Source organism: Empedobacter falsenii (assembly GCF_013488205.1).
GTDB classification, from domain to species: domain Bacteria; phylum Bacteroidota; class Bacteroidia; order Flavobacteriales; family Weeksellaceae; genus Empedobacter; species Empedobacter falsenii_C.
Map to the genome: position 1 here is coordinate 2736520 of NZ_CP040908.1, position 26953 is coordinate 2763472.

At 33.3% G+C, this 26953-nt stretch carries 26 protein-coding genes; 10 read left to right on the forward strand and 16 right to left on the reverse strand.

Going from position 1 to position 26953, the window contains the following annotated elements; genetic code table 11:
• Nucleotides 1-2: 2 nt before the first annotated feature.
• The 5 genes from FH779_RS12825 to mutS form a co-directional block, all read right to left on the reverse strand.
• Complete coding sequence (locus tag FH779_RS12825) at nucleotides 3-767, reverse strand: C40 family peptidase (protein WP_180904985.1); 765 nt, start codon at nucleotides 765-767, stop codon at nucleotides 3-5.
• The gene (locus FH779_RS12830; RefSeq protein WP_180904986.1) at nucleotides 767-1414 is read right to left on the reverse strand and encodes an O-methyltransferase; all 648 of its coding nucleotides are present in this window, start codon (nucleotides 1412-1414) and stop codon (nucleotides 767-769) included. The genes FH779_RS12825 and FH779_RS12830 overlap by 1 nt, the downstream gene beginning before the upstream one ends.
• A 180-nt stretch (nucleotides 1415-1594) precedes the next feature.
• A complete protein-coding gene (gene acs / locus FH779_RS12835; protein WP_180904987.1) occupies nucleotides 1595-3499 on the reverse strand; it encodes an acetate--CoA ligase in 1905 nt (634 codons plus the stop codon).
• 97 nt (nucleotides 3500-3596) lie between these two features.
• Entirely contained in the window at nucleotides 3597-4400 is an 804-nt protein-coding gene (locus FH779_RS12840; RefSeq protein WP_180904988.1) for a M48 family metallopeptidase, read from the reverse strand.
• 10 nt (nucleotides 4401-4410) lie between these two features.
• Entirely contained in the window at nucleotides 4411-6966 is a 2556-nt protein-coding gene (gene mutS, locus FH779_RS12845) for a DNA mismatch repair protein MutS (RefSeq protein ID WP_180904989.1), read from the reverse strand.
• Between the two features lie 80 nt (nucleotides 6967-7046).
• Between mutS and FH779_RS12850 the strand changes: the two genes are divergently transcribed.
• Complete coding sequence (locus FH779_RS12850) at nucleotides 7047-7577, forward strand: RNA methyltransferase (protein ID WP_180904990.1); 531 nt, start codon at nucleotides 7047-7049, stop codon at nucleotides 7575-7577.
• A 54-nt stretch (nucleotides 7578-7631) separates the two neighbouring features.
• Here FH779_RS12850 and FH779_RS12855 read toward each other — a convergent pair whose 3' ends face one another.
• From FH779_RS12855 to FH779_RS12905, 11 genes are all read right to left on the reverse strand, one after another.
• Nucleotides 7632-8084 carry a GNAT family N-acetyltransferase gene (locus tag FH779_RS12855; protein ID WP_180904991.1) on the reverse strand — a complete coding sequence of 151 codons (453 nt, stop codon included), beginning with the start codon at nucleotides 8082-8084 and terminating at the stop codon, nucleotides 7632-7634.
• Between the two features lie 117 nt (nucleotides 8085-8201).
• A complete protein-coding gene (locus FH779_RS12860; RefSeq protein ID WP_180904992.1) occupies nucleotides 8202-9569 on the reverse strand; it encodes a deoxyguanosinetriphosphate triphosphohydrolase in 1368 nt (455 codons plus the stop codon).
• Between the two features lie 587 nt (nucleotides 9570-10156).
• Complete coding sequence (locus FH779_RS12865) at nucleotides 10157-10969, reverse strand: TPM domain-containing protein (protein ID WP_180904993.1); 813 nt, start codon at nucleotides 10967-10969, stop codon at nucleotides 10157-10159.
• Complete coding sequence (locus tag FH779_RS12870) at nucleotides 10950-11390, reverse strand: TPM domain-containing protein (protein WP_180904994.1); 441 nt, start codon at nucleotides 11388-11390, stop codon at nucleotides 10950-10952. Before FH779_RS12870 ends, FH779_RS12865 begins: the two co-directional genes overlap by 20 nt.
• Nucleotides 11391-11395: 5 nt before the next feature.
• Nucleotides 11396-11998 (reverse strand): LemA family protein, encoded by a 603-nt coding sequence (locus FH779_RS12875; RefSeq protein ID WP_180904995.1) that lies wholly within the window; start codon nucleotides 11996-11998, stop codon nucleotides 11396-11398.
• A gap of 114 nt (nucleotides 11999-12112) precedes the next feature.
• A complete protein-coding gene (locus FH779_RS12880; RefSeq protein WP_115001473.1) occupies nucleotides 12113-12580 on the reverse strand; it encodes an ABC transporter ATPase in 468 nt (155 codons plus the stop codon).
• Nucleotides 12581-12718: 138 nt separating this feature from the next.
• Nucleotides 12719-13510 carry a (Fe-S)-binding protein gene (locus FH779_RS12885; RefSeq protein ID WP_115001475.1) on the reverse strand — a complete coding sequence of 264 codons (792 nt, stop codon included), beginning with the start codon at nucleotides 13508-13510 and terminating at the stop codon, nucleotides 12719-12721.
• Between the two features lie 39 nt (nucleotides 13511-13549).
• Nucleotides 13550-13978: an LNS2 domain-containing protein gene (locus FH779_RS12890; protein ID WP_125348737.1), complete on the reverse strand. Its 429-nt coding sequence runs from the start codon at nucleotides 13976-13978 to the stop codon at nucleotides 13550-13552.
• A 71-nt stretch (nucleotides 13979-14049) separates the two neighbouring features.
• A complete protein-coding gene (locus FH779_RS12895; RefSeq protein ID WP_180906857.1) occupies nucleotides 14050-15375 on the reverse strand; it encodes a (Fe-S)-binding protein in 1326 nt (441 codons plus the stop codon).
• 53 nt (nucleotides 15376-15428) lie between these two features.
• Entirely contained in the window at nucleotides 15429-16403 is a 975-nt protein-coding gene (locus FH779_RS12900; RefSeq protein WP_038332017.1) for an MlaD family protein, read from the reverse strand.
• A 59-nt stretch (nucleotides 16404-16462) separates the two neighbouring features.
• The gene (locus FH779_RS12905; RefSeq protein ID WP_244957960.1) at nucleotides 16463-17758 is read right to left on the reverse strand and encodes an N-acetylmuramoyl-L-alanine amidase family protein; all 1296 of its coding nucleotides are present in this window, start codon (nucleotides 17756-17758) and stop codon (nucleotides 16463-16465) included.
• Nucleotides 17759-17797: 39 nt separating this feature from the next.
• Here FH779_RS12905 and FH779_RS12910 point away from each other — a divergent pair, with 39 nt between their 5' ends.
• From FH779_RS12910 to FH779_RS12950, 9 genes are all read left to right on the forward strand, one after another.
• Entirely contained in the window at nucleotides 17798-20443 is a 2646-nt protein-coding gene (locus FH779_RS12910) for a putative LPS assembly protein LptD (RefSeq protein WP_244957961.1), read from the forward strand.
• A gap of 12 nt (nucleotides 20444-20455) precedes the next feature.
• Nucleotides 20456-20842, forward strand: coding sequence for a RidA family protein (locus FH779_RS12915; RefSeq protein WP_125348731.1), 387 nt, complete (start codon nucleotides 20456-20458; stop codon nucleotides 20840-20842).
• 9 nt (nucleotides 20843-20851) lie between these two features.
• Nucleotides 20852-21328, forward strand: coding sequence for a hypothetical protein (locus tag FH779_RS12920; protein ID WP_180904996.1), 477 nt, complete (start codon nucleotides 20852-20854; stop codon nucleotides 21326-21328).
• A 9-nt stretch (nucleotides 21329-21337) separates the two neighbouring features.
• Nucleotides 21338-22411 carry a 4-hydroxythreonine-4-phosphate dehydrogenase PdxA gene (gene pdxA / locus FH779_RS12925; RefSeq protein ID WP_180904997.1) on the forward strand — a complete coding sequence of 358 codons (1074 nt, stop codon included), beginning with the start codon at nucleotides 21338-21340 and terminating at the stop codon, nucleotides 22409-22411.
• A 72-nt stretch (nucleotides 22412-22483) separates the two neighbouring features.
• Nucleotides 22484-23062 (forward strand): YceD family protein, encoded by a 579-nt coding sequence (locus tag FH779_RS12930; protein WP_180904998.1) that lies wholly within the window; start codon nucleotides 22484-22486, stop codon nucleotides 23060-23062.
• Nucleotides 23063-23117: 55 nt separating this feature from the next.
• The gene (rpmF, locus tag FH779_RS12935) at nucleotides 23118-23315 is read left to right on the forward strand and encodes a 50S ribosomal protein L32 (protein ID WP_019975824.1); all 198 of its coding nucleotides are present in this window, start codon (nucleotides 23118-23120) and stop codon (nucleotides 23313-23315) included.
• A 125-nt stretch (nucleotides 23316-23440) separates the two neighbouring features.
• Nucleotides 23441-23920 (forward strand): acetyl-CoA carboxylase biotin carboxyl carrier protein, encoded by a 480-nt coding sequence (accB, locus tag FH779_RS12940; RefSeq protein WP_180904999.1) that lies wholly within the window; start codon nucleotides 23441-23443, stop codon nucleotides 23918-23920.
• A 20-nt stretch (nucleotides 23921-23940) separates the two neighbouring features.
• Nucleotides 23941-25305, forward strand: a complete 1365-nt coding sequence (gene accC / locus FH779_RS12945; protein ID WP_180905000.1) for an acetyl-CoA carboxylase biotin carboxylase subunit — start codon at nucleotides 23941-23943, stop codon at nucleotides 25303-25305.
• A gap of 279 nt (nucleotides 25306-25584) precedes the next feature.
• Complete coding sequence (locus tag FH779_RS12950; protein WP_180905001.1) at nucleotides 25585-26904, forward strand: trigger factor; 1320 nt, start codon at nucleotides 25585-25587, stop codon at nucleotides 26902-26904.
• Nucleotides 26905-26953: the final 49 nt, after the last annotated feature.

Below are 26953 nucleotides of genomic sequence, written 5' to 3' on the forward strand. Positions count from 1 at the left end.
TATTAAGGAATTAATTTTCGAATGCATCGCAATTTATGCGAATATTTTTGAGAATCGGTATTGAAAATTCCATTTGTATCAATTGGATCAATGCGAACTTTTCCGTGTGCATGTAAAATCTTTCCATTTCCACACATAATTCCGACATGAATAATTCGACCTTCTGCATTATCAAAAAAAGCTAAATCTCCAGGTTCTGCTTCTTCTACAAAACTCAAAACTTCGCCCATTTCCGCTTGTTGATAAGCATCTCTCGGAATTTTGTAACCTCCTATTTTGTACACTTGTTGCGTTAAACCAGAACAATCAATTCCAAAAGAAGATTTTCCGCCCCATAAATAAGGCACATTTAGATAGGCTTTTGCTATTTCGACCAATTGATCTTTTGATTTTTTACCAGAAGTATATACCCCAAAATATTCAAAACATTTTGGACCAATTTTGATTTTACTTTCATTCAAAGCACGAACCTCAGCTCCAATTGTCAAAGTCATTGGCAAGCCACTTTCCATCGCATGATTGTACGGATTGATAGCAAATTTCTCGATTGAATCTTTATTATATTCTTCTTCCGAAATTTCTACAATTTGTTTTGGATCAAGCCAACCTTCATAACCATCAAAAGCTAACTGAACTTTCGTCCATTTTTCTAATTCTTCTAAAATAATCAACTTTTCTCCAAACAAAACCTGACTCACCATTTCTGATGAATCTCTTGCTTCGGAGCGCAATGGCGCAACACTTACTTGACAAATGGCGTACTTCATTATTTTTTTCGAATTAATGTAATTCCATCACGAATTGGTAAAATGATCGATTCGACACGTTCATCTTTCGTTACCATCTCATTAAATTCTTTCAAGATTTTTGTCGAAGGATCTTTCTTATCTTCCTCCTCCATCATCACTTTTCCGTACCACAACACATTGTCAACCAACATTGCTCCTCCGGGACGAAGAAGTTCCAATACCTTCTCGAAATAATAAGGATAACTCTCTTTATCGGCATCAATAAAAGCTAAATCTACAGAATCTTTTTCAATTGTATTCAATTCTTTGCGCGCATCATTGATTCTGAAATCAATTTTTGAAGCAAATTCTGATTCATCAAAATACTTTCTGCAAAGATATTCTAACTCATCATTTTTATCCATCGTAATGATTTTTCCATCAGCAGTCAAACCTTCTGCCAAACACAATGTTGCGTAACCTGTGAAAGTTCCTAACTCTAAAATAGTTTTAGGCGCTAAAATCTTCGACAAAATGCTTAACAAACGACCTTGATATTCGCCCGAAATCATGTGTGGCTGCGTTGTACATTGATAAGTTTCAACACGTAAACGGCTCAAGATTTCAGGTTCTTGATCCACATGATGATCTAAATACGATTCTAAAACTGGTGAAATTTTTATCATACCTTTAAAAAGTCTACAAAATTACAAAAAATGCATTGAATCTCGGCTATATAAAGGAAATTTAGATAAGAAAATTTATCCAAAATAATCAAACCAAAAAAGCATTACTTTTTGGGTAATGCTTTTTGTTTTGAAAATTATTTTGATAAACTTAGGCTAAATCTTAACCTCAGCCTTACTTTAAACTTTTCCTTTCTGAATAACAGTTACAACATCTGGATCTAATAATGTTGAAGTATCGCCAAAATCAGTTTCGTTACTTGCAATTTTTCTCAAAATACGGCGCATAATTTTTCCACTTCGCGTTTTTGGTAAACCTGAAACAAACTGTATTTTATCTGGTTTTGCAATTGCTCCAATTAATTTAGAAACTCCATTTTTTATTTCTGCTTCAAGTTCTGGTGAACCTTGTACTCCATCTTGTAAAATCACGAAAGCATATAATGCATTTCCTTTGATATCATGAGGATAACCAACAACTGCGCTTTCTGCTACAGCTTCGTGTTCATTTATTGCATTTTCTATTGGTGCAGTTCCTAAATTATGTCCAGAAACAATCACCACATCATCTACACGTCCTGTAATTCGATAATTTTCCATTACATCGCGATAAGCTCCATCTCCTGTAAAATAATATCCTGGAAATGTTGAAAAATAAGTTTCTACATAACGTTTATGATCACCATAAATAGTACGAGCCATAGATGGCCAAGGAAATTTAATTGCTAAACGTCCTTCTGCTTTCTCATTTACTGCTTCTACTTCTTTTCCTTGTTCATCCATTAAAACTGGCTGAATTCCAGGAAGTGGCAATGTTGCAAACGTTGGACGAAGCGGCGTAATTCCTGCTAATGGCGAAATCAAAATCGAACCTGTTTCGGTTTGCCACCATGTATCTACAATTGGACAATTTCCTTTTCCAATATAATCATTAAACCAGTGCCAAGCTTCTTCGTTAATTGGTTCACCAACTGATCCTAAAACTTTAAGACTTGATAAATCATATTTCTCGACATAATCTAACGATTCACGAGCTAACGAACGAATTGCTGTTGGAGCTGTATAGAAATGTGTCACTTTTAATTTTTCGACAATTTCCCAAAAACGTCCAAAATCAGGAAAACTTGGAATTCCTTCGAACATTACCGAAGTTGCTCCACAAGCCAAAGGTCCATAAATAATGTAACTATGTCCCGTAATCCAACCGATATCTGCTGTACACCAATAAATATCGTTGTGCTCCATTTGAAAAATATTATCGAACGAATAAGCCGTTTCTACCATATATCCACCGCATGTATGCACCATTCCTTTTGGTTTTCCCGTAGAACCAGAAGTATACAAAATAAACAAAGGATCTTCGGCATCCATAATTTCCGCAGGACAATTATCGTCTACCTTATGCATTTCATCAATCCAAAATTTATCTCGTCCACCAACCATAGAAGTAGGCTCTATAGCACGACGATAAACAATACACGACTGAATAGAAGCACAATCTTTTAAGGCTTCATCACAAATTGATTTTAAGTTAATTGATTTCGTTCCACGAAAAACTTCGTTTGCTGTCACCAAAACCTTACATTGCGCATCGTTGATACGAGAGGCTATAGCAGCAGAAGAAAATCCTGCAAAAACAATAGAATGCACCGCACCAATACGCGCGCAAGCTAACATTGCAATGGCTAATTCTGGAATCATTGGCATATAAATACACACACGATCTCCTTTTTGTACACCATTATTTTTTAAGACATTCGCAAATTGACAAACTTTTGAATGCAATTGACGATATGTAATAATTCGAGATTCTTCTAAAGGATTATTTGGTTCCCAAATTAAAGCGGTTTTGTTTCCATTTTTTTCTAAATGACGATCCAAAACATTTTCGGTAATATTTAGTTGTCCACCTTGAAACCATTTAAAATCTGCTTGTTCAAAATTATATTCAAGTGTTTTGTCCCATTTCTTTTGCCAAACGAAGTTTCCAGCAATTTTATCCCAAAATTTTTCAGGCTCCTCGACACTTTTTTTATACGCTTTCTTATATTCAGAAAACGAATTGATTCTAAAATTGTTAATCATTTTAATTTTAATTGTGGTTTTGAATACTAAATATAAAAAAAGCGAATCAATTTATCAAATTAACTCGCTTATATTTTATAAATGAATAAAAACTATTCTATTTTCCTTTATACGGACTTGCATTGTAATATGCTAAAGCAGTTGGTAAGGCTTCCTTTATTTTAGCCATACGCGTAGCATCAGAAGGGTGAGTACTCAAAAATTCTGAAACTCCAGCATTTCCACTTTTCGCAGCCATACGTTCCCAAAAAGGAATTGCTTGAGAAGGGTCATAACCAGCCATCGCCATTAAATACAATCCTGTAACATCAGCATCTAATTCCATTTTACGAGAATAGTTTAGTAAACCAACTTGTGCACCTACAGGATATAATTGTTCAAAAACTTTTGCATATTCTGCATTTCCAATAGATCCACCTACAATTTGTCCTAAACCTTGTGCTGCCATTTGCTGAGAAGCTTGCTCCGCACTATGACCAGCCAAAGCGTGACCAATTTCGTGACCTAAAACAACAGCCAATCCCGTTGCATCTTTGGTAACAGGCAAAATACCTGAATAAACTGCAACTTTACCTCCAGGCATACACCACGCATTTACTTCGTTTGCATTCAACAACGTAAATTGCCATTGATAACCTTGTAATTGAGAAGATATTCCTTTTTCTTGATAATATTTTTCAGCGGCATATTTTAGACGTTCCCCTACTGTTTGCACCATTTTTGCATCAGCAGTACCAGTAATCACTTTACCTTGTTTAAGAACTTGAGAATACTGATTATAAGCTGTCGGAAATAAATCAGCGTTCGATACTAATGACAACGATTTACGTCCTGTAACTGGATTTGTAGCACAAGAAGCTAAGACTAAAGCTCCTGCAGCTGTTAAAATTATTTTCTTCATATTTTTAAGTTTATTTACCGAGTTTCTTTTTGATTTCATTCAATTTCATCAATGCTTCAACAGGTGTTAAAGTATTAATATCTGTGTTCATAATTTCTTCTCGAATCGATTCTAAAATTGGATCATCTAACTGAAAGAAACTTAATTGCATATTATCTTGCGTTATTTTCTCCGTTTTATTCGAGATTCCTTCATCTGTTTTCGTCGCTTCCAAAACTTTCAACACATCATTCGCTCTGTCCACCACTCGTTTCGGCATCCCAGCCATTTTAGCAACATGTATACCAAAACTGTGCTCACTTCCTCCTGGAACTAATTTTCTCAAAAATAATATTGTATCTTTTGTTTCTTTGATACTGACATTAAAGTTTTTGATACGTTCCATCGATTTTGACATTTCATTCAATTCATGATAATGTGTAGCAAACAATGTTTTTGGTTTCAAAGCACTTTGATGTAGGAATTCTGCAATTGCCCAAGCAATTGAAATACCATCGTACGTAGAAGTCCCTCGACCAATTTCATCCAACAAAATCAAACTTCGTTCCGAAATGTTATTTAAAATACTTGCCGTTTCATTCATTTCGACCATAAACGTCGATTCGCCTGACGAAATATTATCTGAAGCACCAACTCGAGTAAAAACTTTGTCAATAATTCCTAAATCTGCTGCTTGTGCTGGAACAAAACTTCCTATTTGCGCCATCAAAACAATCAAAGCAGTTTGACGTAAAAGTGCCGATTTACCAGACATATTTGGTCCAGTAATCATAATAATTTGTTGATGATCTGAATTTAACTCAACATTATTCGACACATATTGTTCACCAATTGGTAATTGTTGCTCAATCACAGCATGACGACCTTCTTTTATATTTAGTTCAAAACCATCATTAAGAGACGGTTTAGTATAATTATTTTTCTCTGCTATTTCTGCAAAAGTTGACAAAACATCCAAAAAAGCAATTGCTTTTGCCGTTTGTTGAATCGGTAAAAGTTTAGTGATAATTTCTTGTAACAATTCAATAAATAATTGATTTTCTATTGCAAGAATTTTTTCTTCTGCACCAAGAATTTGTGTTTCGTACTCTTTTAATTCTTCGGTAATATAACGCTCTGCATTCACCAAAGTTTGCTTACGAATCCATTCTTCTGGCACTTTATCTTTGTGCGTATTTCGAACTTCAATATAATAACCAAACACATTATTGAACGCAATTTTCAAGGACGAAATTCCAGTTCGTTCTGTTTCACGTTGACACATTTGATCCAAATAATCTTTCCCAGAAAACTGAATTTTTCGTAATCGATCCAACTCTTCTGAAACACCTTCTCTAATCACATTTCCTTTTACAATTTGATGCGGAGGTTCGTCAGAAAGTGTATCAAAAATCTTTTGCGTTAAATGATCAATTGGTTCGATTCGAGAAAATAAATCCGAAACTTGTTTGATATTTGATTGTTCAGCAACTTCTTTTATTTCTTCCGAAATTTTAAGACTTTGTGCTAATTGTTGTAATTGACGAGGTGTAATTTTTCCTGTCGAAACTTTTCCAGCCAAACGTTCTAAATCGGTTAATTGACCTAATTTTTCGCGTAGATCGTAACGTAAATCTCCAAATTTGTAGAAATATTCGACAATATTTTGACGACGTTGAATTGATTTCAAATCTTTCAATACCATCACCATCCAACGATTCAATAAACGAGCACCCATCGGAGTTTTGGTATCATCTAAAACATTTAATAACGTAACACCTTTTGGGTGTGGAGAATAAACCAATTCGAGATTGCGAATCGTAAATGGATCCATCCAAACAAAACTATCTTGATTAAGACGCTGAATAGATGTTAAGTGCTGAATTTCGAAATGATGCGTATCGTCCAAGTAAGCTAAAATAGCACCAGCAGAAATAATTCCATCTTTTAAATCCTCGATTCCAAAACCTTTAAGATTCTTAGTTTTGAAAAGATTGGTTAATTTATCAATTGCAAAATCATATTGAAAAGCCCAATCATCCAACAAAAATTTACTTTTGACATCAGAAAAATTATATTTGACACGTTTCTGGTAAATCACTTCACTTGGACGAAACGATTGAATAATTTTTGCCACTTGATCTTCTTGTCCTTCAGAAACTAAAAATTCTCCAGTCGAAACATCTAACAAAGCTATTCCAAAAGCTTTATCACCTTGATGAACAGCCATCAAAAAGTTATTCGATTTTGACGACAAAACCTCATCTTGCAATGCAACACCAGGCGTAACCAATTCTGTAACACCTCGTTTTACGATACCTTTTACCATCTTTGGATCTTCGAGCTGATCGCAAATTGCAACACGCAAACCAGCTTTCACCAATTTTGGCAAATAAGTATTCAAACTATGATGAGGAAAACCTGCCAAAGCACTATTATCAGAGCCGTTGGCGCGTTTCGTTAAAACTATATCTAAAATGCGAGAAGCTCGCACAGCATCTTCTCCAAATGTTTCGTAAAAATCTCCCACACGGAACAACAACATCGCATCAGGATATTTCGCCTTAATCGTGTTATATTGTTTCATTAGAGGAGTTTCCTTATTCTTTACTACTTTTGTCAAATTATTATAAATTTTGAACAGCTAAGTTAGTTAAAAACGAAGTGATGAGAAAACTAAAATTAGACGAATTAGGTCGCGTTTCTGCGGAAGAATATAAAGCTATTGAAAAACATCCGATTGTTGTGGTGTTGGATAATGTAAGAAGTATGCACAATGTTGGTGCGGTTTTTAGAACTTCGGATGCATTTTTAATTGATAAAATTTATTTGTGTGGAATTACAGCAACTCCGCCACATAAAGAAATTCATAAAACGGCAATTGGTGCAGAAAATTCTGTTGATTGGGAATATGTAAAAGATTCGAATGAATTGGTTACAAAACTAAAAGAAGATGGTTACCAAATTGTAACGATTGAACAAACAGAAGGTTCTGTTTTGTTGAATGAATTTGAAGTTGACCAATCTCAGAAATATGCAATTGTGATGGGAAATGAGGTTGATGGTGTACAACAATCAATCATTGATCAATGTGATACGTGTATCGAAATTCCACAATCTGGAACAAAACACTCTTTAAATGTTTCTGTTTGTACAGGTATTATTTTGTGGAAATGGTATGAAGGATTTATGAAATAGCGGTAAGCAAAATAAAAAAGACTCAAATCATATGATTTGAGTCTTTTTTATTGGTTAAAAATTCACTGAAACATTAATCCATTCTGGATCAAAATCAGCATTGTATTTTTTGTAGAAATTAATTGCAGGCTCATTCCAATCCAACACTTGCCAAACCATTCCGTGGTAATTATTTGCTTTTCCGTAAACAATTAATTCATCTAACAATAATTTTCCAATTCCAGAACCGCGCATTTTTTCGGTTACAATTAAATCTTCCAAATATAATCTTCGTCCTTTCCAAGTTGAATAACGGTCGTAATGCAACGCAATTCCTTCTACATTTCCGTCCACTTCTGCGACCAAAGAGCCCCAAACTGGTTTATCTCCAAAACCACATTCTTCCATTTCTTCTAAGGTTACCGTTACTTCTTCTGGCGCTTTTTCGTATAAAGCTAATTCGTGAATTAACTCTAAAATTCGAGGGCAATCTTCTTTTCTTGCTTCTCGTATTGTTACATTTTTCATTATTGTGTGATGTTATTTAGTTATTCGTTATTCGAAATTAGAAGTTCGTTTTACGAAACTTGAAATTAGTTATTTAAAATATAACAAAATTCCCACCTCGTATTTCTAATTTCGTAACTAGATCGTCATTCCAATTTCAATTCCTTTGATACGGCGATACAATTCTGTTGCGTAATTATCAGTCATTCCCGAAACATAATCCAAAATTCCCATAACTTTTTGATACTTTGTTCCTTTTTCATACAAAAACTGAGCAGGAACTAAACGCAACGCTTTTTTCTCAAACGTTTTGCGTTCTTTTTCATCTTTCAAAATTGGTGGAATAAATTGCGAAAGTAATTCAGACATTACATTATAACCTGCATTTTCTATTTCGAGAACAGAACGATGGTTGTAAATGTTTTCAATAGAGAAACGTTGAATTTCGTCCAAAACTCGTTTCGTTACTTGTTCCGTTTCATTTTTAATGACATCTAATAGCGCCGTTTTAAATTCACCTTTTACAATCTGATCAAAATTATTTTGGTAAACTTCAACCGATTTTTGCGTCAATAAATTAATTGATTTGGCACGTAAATACGCTATTCGATCATTTTTATCTGAAATAGATTTTAATGTATTTTTTGTTTTATCAATTTGTGAAGGATCTAAAGATTCTACTAAATTCAAAAATAATTTTCGGCATTTATCATGGTCAATAATTCCTAAACGTTGCGAATCTTCAACGTCTATAATCGAATAACAAATATCGTCAGCCGCTTCTACCAACCATACAAACGGATGTCGCTTGTAAATAATTGGCGAATCTTGTTCCAAAATCATATTCGTTTTTTCAGCAATTGTTCGGAACGCATCTTTTTGTGCCTGAAAAAATCCAAACTTCTTTCGATGCAATTGACTTTTATCTTTTGCAACCGATTCGCACGGATATTTTGCTATCGCAGCCAACGTAGAATATGTCAAACGCAAACCTCCTTCCGATTTTCCATTTTGTTGTTGTGTTAAAATTCGGATTGCATTCGCATTTCCTTCAAAATTGATTAAATCAGCCCATTCGGCTTCAGTAAAATATTGTTTCAAATCTGTTTCGTGACGATCAAAATAAGAGGCAATTGCATCTTCGCCCGAATGTCCAAAAGCTGGATTTCCAATATCGTGACACAAACACGCCGCCGAAATCACATCGTGAATGCTATATTTATAAAATTCTTGCGACTCTTTTGTTAATTTATAATTTTCGGAAATAAACTTTCCAACCAAATTTCCCATCGAACGCCCAACAGACGAAACTTCCAACGAATGCGTCAATCGATTATGAACAAAAACACTTCCTGGCAAAGGAAAAACTTGCGTTTTGTTCTGTAAACGACGAAAGGCAGACGAAAAAATAATACGATCATAATCGCGCTGATATTCTGATCTCGCATCCGACGTATCGTTTGTATTACTGCGTTGATTGGTGTAAATATGATTTAGAAGTTCCATAAACTGATTTAGAAAACGAATTTAACGAATAATGTTCAGTCCTAAAAAAATCCGAACGGTTTCGTTCGGATTTTTGGTTTTATTTAATATAATAGTATAATACTTCAGAATCAAAAATACTTTTTTTAAGTCTTATATTTTCAACTTCATTATTCGGTATCTCAATATCTCCTAACGAAGTTTTTTGAAAATAATAATAAATCTTACCATTATTAGCTTCTAATTTTATTATCGGATCATTGTGATCATAATATTTACTCGCATTCTTAATTGGATAATTTATTGCCAAAGCTTTATCTACATTAATATAAAAGTCCTTGAAAAATATAATCGAGACAGAATAAATAAAACAAAAACATAATATAAAAATTAAAAACCTAAATGCAATAGGTATCTTTCTATAGACAAATGCTAAAACAATACTTGTTAATATAGAAAAAAACACAATTATACTAGAACTAAAACTACTATTACCATACAATGGATACTTTAAATTAAAATATAATTTCCCGAAATAAAAAAAGATATTTAAGAACGCTATAATTACAACTAAAAGAATAAGTATTTTTTTATTCATATAAAAACTATTACCAACTACCAGAAGCGCCACCGCCTCCGAAGCTTCCGCCTCCGAAGCCACCAAAGCCGCCACCTCCACCAGATGATCCACCCCAAGAACTTCCTCCTGAGCCGAAACCTCCGCCACCGAAAACAGAACTTCCTGTGTTCATGATGATAATATCGTCTAACAAGCTTCTTCGTCTACCTCCATTTCCGCCATTATTACCTCCTCTACCTTTCGAAATAATAATGAAGATAAAAATGAAAAATCCTATGGCAAAAATCAATGCAAACCAATCCATTTCTGGTTCTTGAGATTTAGGTTTGTCTTGTTTGTATTTCCCTGCAAAAGCTTGAAAAATAGAATTGACTCCAGCATTTATTCCGCCAGCGTAATCGCCTTGTTTGAAATACGGAATAATAACATTGTCAATAATAGATTTGTTGACACTTGGTGGTAGATAAATCTGAGCCGAATAACCTGTTCTAATCGTAATCTTACGATCTTGTTCACTCAAAACAATTACCACTCCATTATCTTTTCCTTGTGTACCAACTTTCCATTTTTCACCAATATCATTTGCAAACATTTCTAACGGATAACCATCCAAAGATTCAACTGTTAACACCAAAATTTGCGTAGAAGTTGAATCATCATAGGCTACCAATTTTCGTTCTAATTCATCCAATTGCATTGCATCAAAAACATGTGCATAATCTTGCACAAGCTTTTTAGGCGGATGTTTCATATTAACCAATTCATCAGGTGTTTGCCCAAAAACAGTTAAAATGGAAAGAAAAAAAGTTAGAAAAAAGTATTTAACTGTAGCTAATTTCATCTGGTAATTCGTTTGTATCATCCTCTTGATGAGGAAAATATTTCTTAAGTGCTTTGCCGGTTTTCTTAATTCCTTTGCAAAGCCCTTTTACATAATGTTCTTTTTTGAAATGCTTGACAACATCTGCTTTTATATCGTCCCAAAAATCGTCTGGCGTTACATTGTCAATTCCTTCGTCTCCAACAATTGTAAAATTGTGATCAGTTGGCGAAACATGAAACAATACACCATTTCTATCTTTGGTTTTATGCATTTCCAATTGCTCGAAAACTTCTAAAGCTTTGTCAAAATGATTGAGAGAAGATTCGAATTCAATATGAATTCGAATTTCCCCACTTGTATTTTTCTCGGCTTTCTGAATAGCTTCGATTATTTTTTTTTCATCTTTTGAAGAAAGAAATTTATGTTTCTTTTTTCCCATAATGATTAGAATTCTACTTTAGGAGCATTTTCAGATCCTGCAGCAGCTTTGAAATAACCTTTTTTCGTAGCACCTGTAAAACCAGCGATTAAGCTGTTAGGGAAAGTTACAATCATGTTGTTAAATTTCTCTGCAGCATCGTTGTATTTTTTTCTTTCAAATAAAACTTCTTGTTCGATAGAAGATAATTCTGCTTGTAAAGAAGTAAAATTTTGATTGAATTTAATATCTGGATATTTTTCAACAGAAACCAATAAACGGCTTAATGTAGATCCTAATTGATCTTGCGCTTGTTGAAATTTCGCAATATTTGCATCTGTTAATTGACTTGGATCATCAATTTTAATTTGATTAGAAGTCGCTTTTGCACGTGCATCAATTACAGCTGTTAACGTTTCTTTTTCCATATTCGCTGCACCTTTAACCGTGTTCACTAAATTTGGAACTAAATCTGAACGTTTTTGATATGTATTTTCTACATTCGACCATTGTTTTTGCACACCTTGGTCTGTTGTTTTGATCGTATTCGAAACTCCAATTCCCCAGAAAACGATTCCTGCAAGAAGTAAAAGAATCACTCCACCAATAAGACATCCTTTGTTTTTCATAGTATTTTTAATTTATTATTACGTAAAAATAGTATTTTTTCAACAATATTTTATCAAAAATAAAGCCGAGCTTATTTCGAAACTCGGCTTTAATATTTTATGGATTTTAAACGTTTAATTTAATAATGTTTTTGCCCAACTTTCTTCGATTGGTAACAACCAATTATTTTTAAAATCATTCAAAGAAGAAATTCCATTATTGAAAACTTTTACATTTTTGATTTCTCCTTCTTTTACTTTTTGTTTGAATGTTGGTAATTTTTCAATAAAAACTTCTTTCTCATTTTCATACGAAACTAACATTCTATTCAATAAATCAAACGAATAATCTGCATCAATTTCACGTACGATTTTCGTTAATTTATCGATAGAACAACCACTTGCTGTTGCTTGATTTTCGTCTACACCAACTACAATAAATTGATCGTAAGGTAAATCAAAATCAGCTAAAAGTTCAGCACCATGCGCATTCCAATCTGCTATAAAAGTATTTAGTTTAGCTGTAATAGCTTGCTTTTCTTCTGTTGAGAATTTACGATTGGCTTGAAAAATCCAAATTCTTGAATCGTCTGCTAAATTCATTTTCTCTTTATTTAAAATTTGTGTTTCAAAGATACGGAAATTTTGAGTAGTGAGTAATGAGTTGTATGTTTTGAGTTAAAATGAAAAAGCCATCTCAACGAGATGGCTTTTATCAGTATTATTTTTTTAAAAATTCGATTATAAATCTTTCGCTTCCATAATCAACTCAGCTAAGTCTTTTACCATAACCGTTGATTCTTTTTCGAAGTGTTTTACACCGTCAGTCATCATTGTATTACAAAATGGACAACCTGTTGCGATAATGTGTGGCTCTTTCTCTAAAGCCTCTTCTGTACGCTCGATATTGACGTCTTTGTTTCCTTTTTCTGGTTCTTTGAACATCTGCGCTCCACCAGCACCACAACATAATCCACGTGTTTTGCAACGTTTCATTTCGACTAACTCGGCATCTAATTTTTCGATTAATTCGCGAGGCGCTTCATACACATCGTTACCGCGTCCTAAATAACAAGGATCGTGGAAAGTGATTCGTCTTCCTTTGAACGTTTCAGAGCCTTCTAATTTCAATTTACCTTCGTTGATTAACTGTTGTAAATATTGAGAATGATGCAAAACTTCATACTCTCCACCTAAACTCGGGTATTCATTTTTTAAGGTATTGAAACAATGTGGACAAGTTGTAACTATTTTTTTCACTTCGTAAGCATTCAGAACTTCGATGTTCATCATGGCTTGCATTTGGAAAACAAATTCGTTTCCGGCACGTTTCGCAGGATCACCTGTACACGATTCTTCTGTTCCTAAAACGGCGAATTCTACGCCAATATTATTTAAAATCTTAACGAATGCACGTGTTATTTTTTTAGCTCTATCATCAAAACTTCCAGCACATCCAACCCAAAACAAAACTTCTGGTTGTTTGCCTTCGGCCATATATTGAGCCATTGTTTTAACTGTAATATTTGACATATTTTTTTGTAGTCTTTGTGTTATTTGAATGGATTTGGTTTAATGTTTTCCATCATCAAAAACTTGAATCGAAACATTTTTTTCTACCAAATCTGTAAATTTACCATTGTATCGTGTCGCTTTTACTAAATGGTTGTCTACCCAATGATAATTTCCTCCACGAGGTTTTCCCATTAAAAGTCCATGATATTTGAAACCATGTTTTTTCAACCAAATTTCTGTGTACTCACGATGTTCTTCTGTACGTGATGTAAAAAATGTGATAATATGTCCTTCGTCGTACCATTTGTTTAACGTTTCTAAAGCATCAGGATATAACTCCGCTGTTAGCATACGTTCTGGTTCTTCGTTAGGAATATCATCGCAAATTGTTCCATCAATGTCAATTAAATAATTCTTAACATTTTCTGGTAAAATAGGACTTACTCTTTCTCCGTTTTCAATTTTTTCCTCTAAGAAATTTTCCATGTGTGTTGTGTTTGTGTGTTATGTATAAAAATTAATAGTTCTTTGAGAATGAGTAATTGTATTTTACAATTTTAATCGTTTGCCCAATTCAATCTATCTGCTGTGTTAAATTGCCAAGGTGCTCCATTGTTTTCGATGTTTGTCATCATCATGTTCAACTCATTTGGCGCAGCAGATTGTTCCATTACCAAATAACGACGTAAATCAACAATAATTGATAATGGATCGATATTTACTGGACAAGCTTGTGTACAAGCATTACATGTGTTACAAGCCCACAATTCCTCTGGTGTAATATAATCATTTAAAAGCGTTTTACCATCATCTACAAAACTTCCGTTTGTATCGATGTTTTTACTTACTTCTTCTAAACGATCACGAGTATCCATCATAATTTTACGAGGAGATAATTTTTTTCCTGTTGTATTAGCTGGACATTCAGATGTACAACGTCCACACTCCGTACATGTGTAGGCATTAAGTAATTGTACTCTATTTAAATCAAAAATATCTTTTGCTCCAAATGTTTCTGGCTCTCCCTGTGGTTCGGCAGGTACTGCGTAAGGATCTGCATTTGGATCCATCATCATTTTTACCTCATCTGTTACAGATTGTAAATTATTGAATTCTCCTTTTGGTTCTAACTTAGAAAACCATGTGTTTGGAAAAGCCAAAATGATGTGTAAATGTTTTGAATAATATAAATAATTTAAGAAAAAGAAAATTCCAATAATGTGAAACCACCAAGCTGCTCTTTCTATAATTGTAATAAATGTAATGTCATTAAATTGACTAATAATTGGCGCTGTTAACCAAGATGAAATTGGAAAAGATCCTGTTTCGATATAATGAGTTGCACCCATTTTTTGTAACACTTGATCTGCACCGTTCATTGTAAACAAAGCCAACATAAATGCAACCTCCATAATTAGGATATAATTAGCATCGTCTTTTGCCCAGCCTTTCATTTCTGGTTTCCAGAAACGCCCAACTTTCACAAAGTTTCTTCTACAGAAGAAAATGATACACGAAACCATCACCAAAAAGGCTAAAATTTCGAAAAATCCAATCATTCCGTTATAGAAACCTCCTAAGAAACTTAGAATACGGTGTGTTCCGAATACACCATCGATGATAATTTCTAATACTTCGATATTGATTAAAACAAATCCTACATAAACAAAGATATGTAGAATACCAGCAAGAGGACGAACAGTCATTTTACCTTGTCCTAAAGCTACACGAGCCATCGTTTTCCACCTTTCCGCAGGATGATCGAAACGATCGATTTCTTTTCCTAATTTGATGTTACGTATAAGCTTCTTTACGTTTTGTGCAAAGAACCAAATACTTCCTATCATAATTAGAAGAAAGATTACATTTGGAATGTACTTCATCATTTTTTATTAGTCTTTTTGTGAGTTTTGAGTATTTAATTTTAGTTTTGATCTTATGGCTGAACTGGTTGCTTTTTACCAAAAACAGAAATATTAACATAACGACTTGGGTTTTTCTTTAAGTCAGTTACCAATTCATTCATATTTTTGATTGTTGCTTCAAGCTCGTTAGCAAGTGTTTCGTCTTTTGCTAATTTTCCTAAAGAACCTTTTCCATTGTTCATATCTTCTAACAATGTATTTAAGTTTTTAGATGCATTTTCGAAATTCTTAATCACTTGATCTAATTCTAACGCATTTAATTTATCCGCAGTTTTTCCAAATTTGTCAACCGTAGCTTTTGCAGAAGCCATTGTAGCACTTGCATTATTAAGCGTAGTGTTCAATGTTTTCTCGTTTGTTTTGATCAAATTATTTGCACTATTTGATGTTGCAGTCAACGATTGCGCTGTTTTGTCGAACGAATCAATTGTATGATTCAAGTTTCTCAACATTGCTTTAATATCTTGTTGAGTTGACGGATCTAATACGTTATTTACGCTTCCTAATGTTTGATTAAAACTTAATAAAACACTATCTAATTTTGCTTGAGTTGGTGTTAATTGTTTCGTCAAACCATCTAACATTCCGCCTGCAATACGACCTTGTAAATAATCACCATCTTTTGCTACATCTGGTCCATAGTCTAATAAAAGTCTAACTTCTGGTCCAGACATAATTCCTGGTTCGTAAATTTCTGCAATTGTTTTTTTCGAAAATTGAATATCTTTTTCGACAGAAATCACGACTTCAAAATAGATAGGTTTTGCAGTATCTATAATTTTAATTTCTTTCACCTGACCAACTCTCAAACCGTTTACAGAAACAGGTTTAGAAGGAGCTAATCCGCTTACATTTTCGTATTTTACTGTAAACAAACGTCCTGATGAAAAAATATTTTGACCTTTTAAGAAATTGAATAGCATGAAAAAACCTACTAAGGTTAAGATGGTAACAACTCCTATTTTTAATTCTTTAGATAACTTCACTTGTTATGATTTTATGCAAAAATAAAATTTAATTTGTAAAGAAACATTTTATATTACGTTTACATTGGTTCTTCGCCATTAAATGTAACGATAAAGGCGTTTCTAAAACCTTTGTCTTGTACTTGTTTCAATGTTTTTTGAGCAGATTCCATTGTTTTATCAGAACCATAATAATATTTCTGAAGTCCACCTTCTTTTACTCGCAACACATTTGTCAATCCATTAAACTTTTCGTCTTTGTCTTTATATTTTTTATTTGATGTCATAAACTGAACACGATAATTTTTACCGCCTTTTAATTTTTTATTCGTTTCAAATTCCACAATTTTAGCACCAGAAAATCCTTTACGTTTTACCGTTTGCAACAAATCATCTGCACGAGATTGCAAATCTGTTTCCCCGTAATAATAGACGTAATTATCACCTTCCTGAATCACATCTAAATCTGTTAAACCTCTTAATTGAGGTGAAGTTGAAGAGAATTTCATTTTAGATTCCATTACCCTTACCTTCAATTTTTTTCCTTCTACAGGTTTTTCAACTTTTTTAACTGGTTTAGGTTTTTCGTCCTCGTCCTCTACTCCACTTCTACGATCATATTCTTTTTTGAATTGTTTAAAAGCTTCATAAATTGTAGTCGTCGTTTTATCTTTTCCTTCGTCTGATGCTAAAAAAGTTCCTTCATCATAATTCGAAATAAAACCTAACTCAACCAAAACTGAAGGCGAAGCATTTCCTCTCAATACGTGAAAATTTGCTTGTTTAACACCTCTACTTTTTCTGAAATCACGATTCACGAAACCTTTTTCTACCAAATCTGCAAAACGAATAGATTGCTCTTTGTAAGCTGCATTCATAATCTCGAAAGCGATAACTGCTTCTGGATCATTTGGATTAAATTTTTCGTAACGTTCTTGATCTTTCTCTAAAAACACAACCGAGTTTTCACGTTTAGAAACCTCATCTGTTTCGTTAGATCTTTTCAATCCCATTACAAATGTTTCTGTTCCTGTTGCGCTTTTGTTATCAGCCGAATTACAGTGAATCGAGACAAATAAATTCGCATGATTATCATTTGAAATTCGTGTACGTTCCCATAATTCTAAAAAAATATCTGTGTCACGTGTTAAAACAACTTTAACATCTTTGTGATTTTTCTTAATTAATTCCGCCAATCTTTTCGAAACATCTAACGTGATATTCTTTTCATAATCAGCGACTCCCCTTGCTCCAGCATCATGTCCACCATGACCAGCATCAATAACAATTACAAAATTTTGCTTTTTTTGTGCAAATGAAAATGTAGAAAATACCATCATCATCGCAAAAAATAAATACTTTTGTATGTTAATCATTTTTAAACTCATACTATAGGTTTGTTTTTTTGATTAATTTTGACGCAATTTATAAAAAATAAGTTTTTCAATTTGTTTACAAAGGCAATTAAATCGATTTTATTTTTTAGTCCAGTTATGGTTTGCACCGTTTCTTTTGGACAAGTTAAGCAAAATAATAACGATAAAGATCACTCTAAGATAGTTTCTGATTCAGTAAAATTAGATACTATTATCCCTGTAAAAGAGAAATTAGAGTTTGTGGTAGAGCACAATTCCGAGGACGAAATACATAATCGTAAAAAACGTATGACTTACCTTTTGCGTAAGGCACATGTAGTTTACGGCGATATGACTATTGATGCAGATTATATCGAACTAAATTGGGATACAGGTGATGTATATGCCGAAGGTAAGCGCGATTCTATTGGGAATATTATTGAAAAAACTAAGTTTACACAAGGTCAACAAGAAATTTTGCAAGATGCTTTCAAAGTAAATTTCAAAACGAAAGTTGGAATTGCGTATAACATTCGCATGACGCAAGAAGATGGAATCATCATTGCTGATAAAGCGAAACGTGTCAATGATTCGGTAATGTTATTAAAACGTGCCGATTTTACAACGGATACTTATTTTAAAGAAGGAAAAGATACTCGACCAGATTATTTTCTTCGTGCCAAAGAAGGAAAAATGATTGATAAAAATGGTAAGAAAACATTGATTACCGGACCTATCAATATGTGGATTTATGACGTACCGACACCCTTAGCATTACCATTTGGTTACATACCAGCGATGGGTGCAAAACGTGCCGCAGGTATTTTGATGCCTCGCCCAGGTGAACGTACAAATCTTGGTTTCTTTATCGAAGATTTAGGATTTTATGTTCCATTTGGAGATAATTTTGATTTAAAACTTTCGGGGGATGTTTATACAAAAGGTAGTTGGGCTGCTAGAGCCGAGTCTACCTATAAAAAACGTTATAAATACAATGGACGACTTGCAGCCAATGTAGAAAATCGCTTAACTGGTATCAAAGGTCTTACAGAAGGTTCTAATGCGTTTTCTAAACAAAATATGTTTGGTGTAATGTGGTCGCATAGCCAAGACCCAAAAGCAAATCCATATTGGTTATTCAATGCCAATGTTAACTTTTCGAGTTCGAAATATTACCGTGAATCTGTACGAAATCAATACATCAATACTGGACAAGTTTTTACAAACAACGTCAACTCGTCTATCAACTTAACAAAAAACTTTGAGAATGCACCTCTAACAGCTCAATTGAGTATGTCGCACTCTCAAAACTATAATACTGGAGATATTAACATTGCATTTCCTCGTTTCAATTTGACAATGTCTCGTATTTTCCCTTTTGCAAAGAAAAATATGCCAAAAGAAGGTTTAATTCAAAATCTTGGTTTAACGTATAGTATGCAAGCAGGAAATGAAGTTAACACCAACGACAAAGATATTTTTACAGACAAAATGTGGAAAGATCAAATGCGAATGGGAGCCAATCACAAAATTGGTTTGCAAACAGGTATTACACTTGCTAATTATTTCCCATTAACACTTTCTTCTGACTATAATGAAGTTTGGGGTGATAATCGTTTGATTAAAAATTACAATTCTGTTAACGGAAAAGTAGAAGACACAACATTGAAAGGATTCAATTCTTATCGAACATTTAATTTCAATGCTTCTGTTTCAACAAATATTTATGGATTATATCTTAATCCAAATAAAGATGCTAAGATTTTAGGAATTCAGCACGTAATTACACCATCTATTGGTTATAGTTATACACCAGATTTCCAAAGTCAATCTTGGGGATATTATAAAGCGTATCAAAACCAAAATCAAGAAGAAGTTTGGTACAACCAATATCAAAACATGTTATATGGTGTATCAATTCCTGGTTTAACAAATTCATTAAACTTTGGGCTTTCGAATAACTTGGAGATGAAAATCAAAGATTCAAATGATCCGAAAGGTTTCAAAAAAGTGAAGATTTTTGAATATTTACGTTTGAGTTCATCTTATAATTTCTCTGCGGATGAATTTAAACTTTCTCCAATTAGTATTAATGGAATGACATCTTTGTTTGATAGAAAAGTTAATGTACAATTCTCATCAACTGTTAATCCATATAAAATTCAACGTTACATTAATGCTGAAGGAAGTGAAGTTGCTCAATACATTGATGAACTTGGCTTAGGAAATCTTCGTATTTCGAATATGACATTAGGAACTGGTTATACTTTTGACAATAGTACATTTGGTGGAAAACGTTTCGATGCCAAGAACTATAAAAAGCGTGGAACAGTTCGTGATGAAAATTTCTATTATGACAGCGACAATTATGCTCAATTTGCTATTCCTTGGAGTTTAACAGCTAATTTAAGTTATAATTATAGCAAAGGAACAGAACGAAAAGGAAGTAGCACAGGCTCTATTGCAATGAATGGTAAAATTTCGCCAACACCATATTGGGCAATTTCAGCAAATGCAACTTACGATTTCATCAAAAGTGAAATTACTTATGTACGTTTTGGTTTTGAAAGAGATTTACGAAGCTTTACCTTATCATTCAACTGGACACCAATGGGAACATATAAAAGTTATGATTTCTTTATCGGAATCAAAGCATCAATCTTACAAGATTTAAAATACAACGATAGATCAAGACTTAATTACTAAAAAAATATTAATATGAAAAAACAAATCGTTCATACAGAAAAAGCACCTCAAGCAATTGGACCTTATTCACAAGGTGTAAAATACAACGGATTTATTTACACATCAGGACAAATTCCTTTTAATGTAGAAAAAAATGAATTGGTTACAACAGGTATTCAAGATGAAGTTCATCAAGTGATGAAAAATGTAATTGCAATTTTAGAAGCGGGCGGAACAACAATTGACCAAGTTGTAAAAACAACAATTTTCGTTAAGGATTTAAATGATTTCAATGCAGTTAACGAAGTTTATGCTTCTTATTTTAATGATGAAAATTATCCTGCACGCGAATGTGTAGAAGTTGCTCGTTTACCACGCGACGTAAATGTTGAAATTTCTGTAATCGCCATTGCAGACTAATAAAATATTATGCTAAAAGACAAAACTGTATTAAGAAACACAATTGCTGTAATAGTAGGATTAGCTGTTATCTATGCTATCATACAATTTGGTCTTATATACAACGCGGATAGATTAGGATGGGACGACAAAGTTTTTCCGGAATGGAGACACATCATCAAATATTTTTCGCACCAAGAAGGGAAAAAATTCGAAGTTCAATTTTTTGGATCAATGCTAGCAATTAGTGGAATTGCAGCTTTAGTTGGAGGTGTCATAACAGCACTTATCGTAAGAAGAGCTAAACAAGCTTACACGATGTTTGTAGGTTTTATTGTGTTAATCGTTGCTTTAGGCGACGTTCTTATCACGCCTTATCACCCAACTTGGTACGAAATTGCGATCTGTCCAGTTTTATTCTTTTCATCATGGATTGGAGGTTTAATTGTAGATTTGATTTACAAGAAGTTTTTCAAAAAATACAAACCGTCCAGCCAATCATATTAAACTAAAATTATGTCTGAAAAAGATAGAAAAATTAGAGTTGCCATTTCGATTGGTGATTATAACGGAATCGGAATTGAGGTTATCTTAAAAACCTTACAAGAAAAAGAAATAACTGAGTTTTTTACACCTGTTATTTTCGGTTCAACCAAATTATTATCGTATCAAAAAGATCGTTTAAAATTTGACCGAATCAATTTTCAAGGTATTCAAGATGCAAATCAAATTGTAGACGGAAAGATCAATGTGGTTAATCTTTGGAAAGATCAAATTGATGTACACTATGGTAAAGTAACCAAAGAAGCTGGTGAACACGCTTATCAATCATTAAAAGCGGCTGCAAAATCTGTTTCAGATGGTTTTACAGATGTTTTGGTAACGGCTCCAATTAATAAAGATAACATTCAGTCCGAAGAATTTCATTTCCCAGGTCATACCGAATATTTAGGAGAAGTTTGGGGAGGAAAACCTTTGATGTTCTTAGTTTCAGAGAAATTGAGAGTTGGTTTAGTCACGCAACATATCCCGATTAGCGAAGTTGCAAAACAAATTAATTCAAAATCTGTTTATGCAAAAATTCAACAAATTCATAAAAGTTTGATTGAAGATTACGCTATCAGCAAGCCTAAAATTGCTGTTCTTGGGCTTAATCCTCATGCAGGCGATAATGGTCTGTTAGGATCAGAAGAAAAAGAAATTATTTCGCCTGTTATCGAGCGTTGCATTAACGAAAATCAATTAGTTTTTGGACCTTATTCGGCAGATAGTTTTTTCAATCCAAGTAATTTAGACGCTTTTGATGCTGTTTTGGCCATGTATCACGATCAAGGATTGGTTGCTTTCAAAACAATTAGTTTTGATGAAGGAGTTAATTATACAGCTGGATTAAAATTTGTACGAACTTCGCCAGATCATGGTGTGGCTTACGACATTGCAGGAAAAGGAATTGCAAACGAAGAATCATTTAAGGAAGCTATTTTTTCAGCGATCGAATTATATAAAAATCGAAACGAATACCAAGAGCTAACAAAAAATGTATTGCAACATATTCCTCTAAAATTAGAAAAAGGCGATAATAAAGAATAAAAATTTAAAATAAGTTGCAAAGAGCTATTAATTTTAAATAAATTAGATTATCTTTGCACACCTTTTTGTGGTATGAACAAGTTAAAAAATTATAATATTGTATTTACAAGCTTGCCTTTTGGTAAGAGTGATTTTACATTCGAATTATCACAATCGTTCTTTGATTTATTTGAAATTGAGCAAGATTTTGACAATCCTAATTTAATTGCAACAATTATTTTAGATAAAAAATCGACAATGCTTGAGTTAGAAATCAGCTTAAAAGGAGACATTACAGTTCCTTGTGATTTGACTGGAGAATTGTTTCAGCAAGAAATTTCGAATAATGCAGAATTAATTGTTAAATTTGGCGACGAGTTTGACGATACTGATTTTGAGATGTGGGTAATTCCAAGAGAAGAATACCAAATCAATGTTGCACAAGTTCTTTATGAATTGGCAATGCTATCAGTACCAACAAAACGAATTCATCCCGATGTCTTGAATGGCAAAAGCGATTCTGAAATGATTGAATTGTTAGACCAATACAGCATTTACGAATTAGACGAAGATGCAGAAGACGAGCATAATGATGAAGACAACAATGATGACGATGACGATAATAACGACATTGATCCTCGTTGGGCAAAATTGAAAGATTTGAAACCTTAATTGGTTTTTATTATTAAAATAAATTATAGAAATAAAGAAAAAAAAGTAGTTAGATATGGCACATCCTAAGAGAAGACAGTCGTCAACAAGAAGAGATAAACGTAGAACACACTACAAAATCGAAGCTCCACAATTAGCAATCGATAAAACAACAGGTGAAGCACACTTATACCACAGAGCTCACTGGTCTGACGGAAAATTATACTACAAAGGAAAAGTAGTATTAGAAAAAGTACAAGAAGTTACTGAATAATATAATCTTCGAAAGATTTTGAAGCTGTTTCTAAAAAGAAACAGCTTTTTTTATTTTTTTTTCAATACCTTTGAAGTCGTTTTATAGAAAACAAACATAAAAGGTCAAATAAAAAACCGCATTATATGGACATTAAAGACATTCAAAATTTAATTAGATTCGTATCAAAAGCAGAAGTTGCTGAAGTGAGCATCAAACAAGATGACATCGAAATCAAAATCAAAACTTTAGCAAGCGTACCTGCACAAGTTGCATCTCAACAAATTTATGTACCACAAGCTCCTGTAGCACAAGTTGCAGCACCTCAAGCAGCAGCTGCACCAGCAAATAACTCTACTACATCAACAGAAGAAGAAAACAGTAATTTAATTACAGTTAAATCTCCTATGATTGGTACTTTCTACCGTTCTGCAGGACCAGGTAAAGAACCTTTTATTAATGTAGGTGATGCTATTGCTCCAGGTAAAGTTTTATGTATTGTTGAAGCAATGAAATTATTCAACGAAATCGAATCAGAAGTTTCTGGAAAAATTGTAAAAATCTTAGTGGACGACGCTAGTCCAGTTGAGTACGATCAACCATTATTCTTAGTTGATCCAGCTTAATCAATTATATCTAAAAAATTATGTTTAAGAAGATATTAATCGCTAATAGAGGAGAAATTGCAATGCGTATTATACGTACTGCAAAAGAAATGGGAATCAAAACGGTTGCTGTTTACTCTAAAGCTGACGAGACATCTTTACACGTACGTTTCGCAGACGAAGCTGTGTGTATTGGTCCTGCTCCAAGTAAAGATTCATACCTTAAAATCTCTAATATCATTGCAGCAGCAGAAATTACTGACGCTGATGCTATTCACCCAGGATACGGATTCTTAGCAGAAAATTCTAATTTCTCTAAAATTTGTGCTTCTAACGGAATCAAATTTATTGGAGCTTCTGCTGACAATATTGACCGTATGGGAGATAAAGCAAACGCAAAAGCAACAATGAAAGAAGCTGGAGTTCCTGTTGTACCAGGATCTGATGGTTTATTAGAAAGTTATGAAGAAGCTTTAGAAATTGCTCGCGAAATTAAATACCCTGTAATGATAAAAGCTACTGCCGGTGGTGGTGGTAAAGGTATGCGTGCGATTTGGAAAGAAGAAGATTTATTACACGCATGGGATTCTGCTCGTGCCGAAGCTGCAGCAGCTTTTGGTAACGACGCTATGTATATGGAAAAATTGATCGAAGAACCACGTCATATTGAGTTTCAAGTTGCATCTGACCAAAATGGTAAAGCTTGTCACTTATCAGAGCGTGATTGTTCTATTCAACGTCGTAATCAAAAATTAGCAGAGGAAACTCCATCTCCAATCATGACAGACGAATTACGTGAGCGTATGGGAGATGCAGCCATCAAAGCTTGTGAATATATCGGTTACGAAGGTGTTGGAACAATTGAGTTCTTAGTAGATAAACATGGAGATTTTTACTTTATGGAAATGAATACTCGTATCCAAGTAGAGCATCCAATTACTGAGCAAGTAACAGGTTTCGATTTAATTCGCGAACAAATTATGTTAGCGAATGGTGAACCTATCTCTGGTCAAAATTATTATCCAAACGGACACTCTATTGAATGTCGTATCAATGCAGAAGATCCTTACAACGACTTCCGCCCTTCTCCAGGTAAAATTACAAATATTAATATTCCTGGTGGTAATGGTGTTCGTGTAGATACACATTGTTATGCTGGATATTCTATTCCACCGAACTACGATTCTATGATTGCAAAAATCATTGTTACTGCACAAACGCGTGAAGAAGCAATTGCAAAAATGAAACGTGCGTTAGGAGAATTTTATATCGAAGGTATCAAAACTACAATTCCTTTCCACTTACAGTTGATGGACAACCCAGATTTTATCGCGGGTAATTACACAACTAAGTTTATGGAAGATTTTGTTTTTGACGAATCTTACGCAAATTACGGAGAATTATAAGAAATTAAATTTTCGAAATATTAAAAATCCAGAACGAATGTTCTGGATTTTTTTATGTCATTGTGTCAGTAAAAATCAAATGGCTTAATTGTTGAAAATATCACCTCAGAAAAATAGTAAATAATCAATTCAATCATTCCATCTAAAATCAAAATCTCAAGTATTTGATAAGATTCGATCCGAATTGTTAATTTATAGTGAATGAATTGATTGTAATATTACTTTTTACTATTAAAAATCATTAATAATTTATACATTTGCACTCCAAATTTAAGGTAGATGAATATTACTAAAAATACAACAGACAAATTAAACGCAGTATTAACTGTAACTGTTGATAAGGCAGATTATCAAGAAAAAGTAGTTGACGTATTGAACCAATACAGAAAAACAGCTAACATCAAAGGTTTCCGTAAAGGACAAGTTCCAATGAGTTTTGTAAAAAAACAATACGAACAAGCTGTTGTTTTTGATACAGTTAACGAAATTTTACAAAAAAGTGTATCTGAATACATCAACACAGAAAAATTATCAATCTTAGGAAATCCAGTTCCAGTAATGAAAGATGTTGATTGGGATGCTGATCAATTATCATTTGATTTCGAATTAGGATTAGCTCCAGAATTTGATGTTGATTTATCTAAAGTAGAAGTTGACAGCTACAAAGTAAAAGTTGCTGACGACGAAATCCAAAAATATGTAGATAATTTCGCTGCTCGTTTTGGATCATTAAAATCTTTAACTGAAGCTGAAGCTGAAGCTGTATTGAAAGTAGAAGCTGCTGTAGAAGGACAAGAAGCTAAACCAACATTTATCCGTTTAGAAGAATTGAAAGATGCTTCTGCATTTATCGGTAAAAAAGCTGGTGATGTTGTAGAAGTAAATTCTAACGATATTTTTGACACTGCTGAAGAAGCTGCACAACAATTGAATACAGAAGTTTCTGAAGAAGGAACTAACGTTACTTATACAATCAAAGAAATTAACAAAGCTGAAAAAGCAGAAGTTAACCAAGAATTATTTGATAAAGTTTATGGAGAAGGAGCTGTAGATTCAGAAGAAGCTTTCCGTAACAAAATCAAAGAAGAGTCAGAAAACATGTACAACAAAGAATCTGACAAACAAATTATCAATGATGTTGTAGCTAAATTATTAGATACAGTTCAATTTGATTTACCAACAGAATTTTTAACAAAATGGTTAATCACTTCTAACGAAAATGTAACTTCTGAAGAGCAAGCGAAAGAAGAATTGGTAAAAATGGACAAAGGTTTACGTTACCAATTAATCGAAGCTAAAATTGCTGAAGTTAACAATGTAGAAGTAAATGCTGAGGAAGTAAAAGAAGCTGCTTTTGCTGCAATCAAAGATCAATTAAAAATGTACGGTCAAACTTCAATTCCAGAAGAAACATTACAACAAATTGCAATGTCTGCTTTACAGAATCAAGAAGAATACAACCGTTTATCATACCAAGTGTTTACAGACAAAATGTTAGACATCTTCAAAAACAATGTAAAATTGAACGAGAAAGAAGTAACATTTGACGAGTTTGTTGACATTATTACAGAAAAAAATAAAGAATTAGCAGAAGCTTAATCACTTCTAAAAAATTCTTTATACCTTTCATTTAAAATCTAAATTTAAT

Bases quoted from the DNA above. Each gene is read 5' to 3' on its own strand.
- FH779_RS12825 (WP_180904985.1), bottom strand. From the start codon at position 767: ATGAAGTACGCCATTTGTCAAGTAAGTGTTGCGCCATTGCGCTCCGAA.
- FH779_RS12830 (WP_180904986.1), bottom strand. From the start codon at position 1,414: ATGATAAAAATTTCACCAGTTTTAGAATCGTATTTAGATCATCATGTG.
- acs (WP_180904987.1), bottom strand. From the start codon at position 3,499: ATGATTAACAATTTTAGAATCAATTCGTTTTCTGAATATAAGAAAGCG.
- FH779_RS12840 (WP_180904988.1), bottom strand. From the start codon at position 4,400: ATGAAGAAAATAATTTTAACAGCTGCAGGAGCTTTAGTCTTAGCTTCT.
- mutS (WP_180904989.1), bottom strand. From the start codon at position 6,966: ATGAAACAATATAACACGATTAAGGCGAAATATCCTGATGCGATGTTG.
- FH779_RS12850 (WP_180904990.1), top strand. From the start codon at position 7,047: ATGAGAAAACTAAAATTAGACGAATTAGGTCGCGTTTCTGCGGAAGAA.
- FH779_RS12855 (WP_180904991.1), bottom strand. From the start codon at position 8,084: ATGAAAAATGTAACAATACGAGAAGCAAGAAAAGAAGATTGCCCTCGA.
- FH779_RS12860 (WP_180904992.1), bottom strand. From the start codon at position 9,569: ATGGAACTTCTAAATCATATTTACACCAATCAACGCAGTAATACAAAC.
- FH779_RS12865 (WP_180904993.1), bottom strand. From the start codon at position 10,969: ATGAAATTAGCTACAGTTAAATACTTTTTTCTAACTTTTTTTCTTTCC.
- FH779_RS12870 (WP_180904994.1), bottom strand. From the start codon at position 11,390: ATGGGAAAAAAGAAACATAAATTTCTTTCTTCAAAAGATGAAAAAAAA.
- FH779_RS12875 (WP_180904995.1), bottom strand. From the start codon at position 11,998: ATGAAAAACAAAGGATGTCTTATTGGTGGAGTGATTCTTTTACTTCTT.
- FH779_RS12880 (WP_115001473.1), bottom strand. From the start codon at position 12,580: ATGAATTTAGCAGACGATTCAAGAATTTGGATTTTTCAAGCCAATCGT.
- FH779_RS12885 (WP_115001475.1), bottom strand. From the start codon at position 13,510: ATGTCAAATATTACAGTTAAAACAATGGCTCAATATATGGCCGAAGGC.
- FH779_RS12890 (WP_125348737.1), bottom strand. From the start codon at position 13,978: ATGGAAAATTTCTTAGAGGAAAAAATTGAAAACGGAGAAAGAGTAAGT.
- FH779_RS12895 (WP_180906857.1), bottom strand. From the start codon at position 15,375: ATGAAGTACATTCCAAATGTAATCTTTCTTCTAATTATGATAGGAAGT.
- FH779_RS12905 (WP_244957960.1), bottom strand. From the start codon at position 17,758: ATGATTAACATACAAAAGTATTTATTTTTTGCGATGATGATGGTATTT.
- FH779_RS12915 (WP_125348731.1), top strand. From the start codon at position 20,456: ATGAAAAAACAAATCGTTCATACAGAAAAAGCACCTCAAGCAATTGGA.
- FH779_RS12920 (WP_180904996.1), top strand. From the start codon at position 20,852: ATGCTAAAAGACAAAACTGTATTAAGAAACACAATTGCTGTAATAGTA.
- pdxA (WP_180904997.1), top strand. From the start codon at position 21,338: ATGTCTGAAAAAGATAGAAAAATTAGAGTTGCCATTTCGATTGGTGAT.
- FH779_RS12930 (WP_180904998.1), top strand. From the start codon at position 22,484: ATGAACAAGTTAAAAAATTATAATATTGTATTTACAAGCTTGCCTTTT.
- rpmF (WP_019975824.1), top strand. From the start codon at position 23,118: ATGGCACATCCTAAGAGAAGACAGTCGTCAACAAGAAGAGATAAACGT.
- accB (WP_180904999.1), top strand. From the start codon at position 23,441: ATGGACATTAAAGACATTCAAAATTTAATTAGATTCGTATCAAAAGCA.
- accC (WP_180905000.1), top strand. From the start codon at position 23,941: ATGTTTAAGAAGATATTAATCGCTAATAGAGGAGAAATTGCAATGCGT.
- FH779_RS12950 (WP_180905001.1), top strand. From the start codon at position 25,585: ATGAATATTACTAAAAATACAACAGACAAATTAAACGCAGTATTAACT.